Here is a 1432-nt window from a genome sequence, read left to right as displayed (position 1 = left end):
AGTATGATGGGGCGAGCGGAGGTGGCGAGTTAGAAAACGCTCTGCATGCAGTTTTTCGCCTTTCACAGAGTGAATGGCAGCCACTTCCAACGCTTCTTCCTCGCTCATATCGGGTAATAGCGATAGCATTCGGCTGGCGAGTAAACTTTTGCCTGTGCCTGGAGGGCCAACCATCAAAAGATTATGTGCACCACTTGCCGCGATAATAAGCGCTCGTTTGGCCTGCTCTTGGCCGATAATGTCATCCCACCCTGTTAAGGTTTTGTTAGGCGCCCGTGAGGTAAACGGCTGGCCTTTGACGAGTTTTTTGTTGCCGGTAAGGTGTTCATAAACAGACAGTAAATCGAAAGCGGGATAGCGCGTTGCGTGAGAAACCAATGCAGCCTCTACGTCATTATCCCCCGGATATACGAGCGCAATATCTTCATTTGCGGCTGCCATGACAACAGGAATAAGCCCGTTAACCGGCTTTATTTCACCGTTTAATGCAAGCTCGCCCACAAAGGCAATGTTAAGTAGGCTAATGTCTGAGATGTAGCCCGACGCAGCTAAAATGCCTACGGCAATGGGAAGGTCGAACCGCCCGCCAAACTTGGGAATATCTGCTGGCGCTAAATTGACGGTTATTCGTTTTGCGGGAAACTCAAAACCACTGTTTATCAGGGCGCTGCGTACTCTTTCTCGCGCTTCTTTAACGCTGGTTTCTGCCATGCCGACCAGTTGAAAAGCAGGTAAACCATTAGCTAGGTGAATCTCTACACTTACCTCTGGCGCTGCCACGCCCTGCCCTGCAAAGGTTTTAACAACAGCCATTCCCATAATCTAAACAACCTCCTCTCGCTGAATACTTATGATTCGTGGTTATGAAACGCAAACGTGTCAGCGCGGTAAAAATGTAAGCCAACGCAGTCGGCGTAAACTTTAGAGAGAGTCGGGATAAGATGTAACTGTACTAACGATGGGATCTACTGAGAGTGCATAAAACGCTTGGCATGTAATGATCCTGCTCAGCAAACTTAGGCTAGTGCTAGTGGTGGTCGTTGTAGAAAACGGGCAGCTGCCAATGCCAGCGCATGGCGCCAAGCCTAAACAGTACGGTTGTGACAAGGGCCGCAATACCACACCACTGTGTGGCGAGTTCCATTTGCATGCCTATTCCATAAACCACGCCCCCTGCAATACAGGTCATGGCATACAGTTCGCCGTTGAGTACCAGCGGTACCTCTCGGCAAATAACGTCCCGTAACAGACCGCCAAACACGCCGGTAATGGTGCCCATGGCAACCGCCACGGCCATGCCTGTGTCGTTGGCTAAGGCTTTCTCTATGCCAACTACGTTAAAAAGCGCGAGCCCGAAAGCATCGGCGATCAATAAATAGTGAAAAGGAAAGCGCGGACTAATACGCAGCCATATAATGGGTATAAAGGCGGC

2 protein-coding genes are annotated in these 1432 nt (G+C 50.2%); both read right to left on the bottom strand.

Annotated elements, in window-relative coordinates:
• The coding region (locus tag QVA83_RS00910) for a magnesium chelatase domain-containing protein (RefSeq protein WP_287498007.1) at window positions 1–819 on the bottom strand (819 nt) is incomplete at its 3' end.
• 208 nt (window positions 820–1027) lie between these two features.
• Window positions 1028–1432, bottom strand: a 405-nt coding sequence (locus QVA83_RS00905) for a trimeric intracellular cation channel family protein (protein WP_287498006.1), incomplete at its 5' end; no start/stop codon positions are given.

This window comes from Alteromonas sp. AO-Serp (assembly GCF_017849675.1).
Lineage (GTDB): Bacteria > Pseudomonadota > Gammaproteobacteria > Enterobacterales > Alteromonadaceae > Alteromonas > Alteromonas macleodii.
The sequence above is the reverse complement of the archived record's forward strand: the minus strand, read 5'-3'. Positions and strand labels throughout refer to the sequence as shown.